Below are 1732 nucleotides of genomic sequence, written 5' to 3' on the forward strand. Positions count from 1 at the left end.
AATAGAAGTTCTGTATAAATCAATTACGAATCAGGAATATGACTCATCTACGAGAGGCAGTTGTACTCATTACCGGTGCAGCGGGTGGTTTTGGACAGGAGTTAACCCGACAGTTATTAAAGGCTGGCAGCCGATTAATTCTATCTGATCTCGAAGAAGTCATTGTCCGTAAACGGGCTGAGGTGATTTGGCGTGAAGTGGGTACAGGGGATGTGATCGCATGCCTAGGAGCTGATCTTTCTTCCCGTGAGGGATCTCAAAGCCTAACACCTAACACCTAACACCATTAACCTTGCCCTAACCCTCAAAAGTCAATTGACAGAGTCCTAGTGCTTGACGGATCAAAGCTCTACCTAACGCTAGAATCGCCATTATCTTAATCAATAATTTATACAAAATTCATCAAATCTATTTCTGATAATTGTAAAATTGGATGATTATTGTATTTAAGTTATTATTCAAGCTGTAACTCTGGATTTCTTTGTAAAACTACATGGCTCATTCAAACTAATTTGACTATGATAACCCTAGTTTAGCTCAACATAAAAAAACTGTGACAGGCGATAATCCTGTGCTAATCGTTTAATAAAACTTATTTTATTTATTTAATTTTTATCTGGTTCAAGGTGTCAAGCCCTAGAGATTGGCTAGGTTAAATTCAGATAATTTTTATACCATCAATGTGGTCAATGTTGTCATTTACACCAACTATATTGCTGCTATCGGTCTAGATAGATAGACTTGGTCTGGAGAAAAAAGTTTGCTATTTTAGGGTAAGCATTCACCTATCAACTCCTGAGCTAACCCGCTACGGGCATGCTGTACAAACAGCTAATCTAATCCAACGTCTGATCAATAAAGAGAGTTCCCCCATAAGCTTGTTTTCGTGAGCGACGCGCTTCGTGATGGGTTGCTCCTTACTCGGTTCTGTTGCAGGAATCATCAATAGCTGATAGCTGGCAAGTACAGTAAGCACGTAGGGCGTTAGCTGATGGCTGAATACCTCAGGGGATGACAAGCAGCTTGAAAGCTGGACTGGTTGTGGGGTGACCGGTTGTGGGATATAGGGTGAAATTAAGCCGTAATTAAAACCTGTTAATCATAACTGAAGCAGATAGAGTAGTTTGCTGAAAATTCAGGGGCTAATTTATGCGAAATAAACCTGTGAATAAGCGCCAAGAGTGGTGAGGGTTAAAACACAATCAAGCCTGCTCCTCCCCTACTTCCCTCTCTGCCCCCACGTCCCTCTCTTGGGAGTTTTTTATGTCTCTTTACAAACAGTCAACAATAAACATTCAGCACATGAAATTTGTGAAAAGATTATCCAAATCATCCCCTAGGCCAATCGATACTATTTACAATAGCTGAAATAGCATTAATGGTTGAAGACAATAGTTTTTTTATATGATAAAATTAATTTTTAATTATGTCAGTCAGCGAAAAAATAGCTAAAATAATTTACGATTTGAGTATTTGCAAAACTTGCTGAAAAAAATAAATTCGTAAAAATAAATTAAACAACTTACATAATCAGTTTATAAAAATAGTTTTATACTAATAAAATTAAAAGTTATCTAAATTAAGTTAACTAGTTTACCGTGGTTAAGAATCAGTCTATGTCTAATTCTAAACTTGACATGGCATTGGCCCAGCTCCAAGAGGACTTGGATAGCTTTGAAAAGAATCTGATCCAACGTATCCAAGGGAAAGACACGATGTCGGATAAATTAAC

General features: G+C 37.6%; 1 protein-coding gene. It reads left to right on the forward strand.

The window, feature by feature from the left end:
* Positions 1 to 38: 38 nt before the first annotated feature.
* Positions 39 to 281, forward strand: a complete 243-nt coding sequence (locus tag F6K49_RS46050; RefSeq protein ID WP_293109058.1) for an SDR family NAD(P)-dependent oxidoreductase — start codon at positions 39 to 41, stop codon at positions 279 to 281.
* The last annotated feature ends 1451 nt before the right edge of the window (positions 282 to 1732 follow it).

The organism is Moorena sp. SIO3I6 (assembly GCF_010672095.1).

What these genes read in the sequence shown, in the direction of transcription:
- F6K49_RS46050 (WP_293109058.1), top strand. Translation starts at nt 39, where the DNA reads ATGACTCATCTACGAGAGGCAGTTGTACTCATTACCGGTGCAGCGGGT.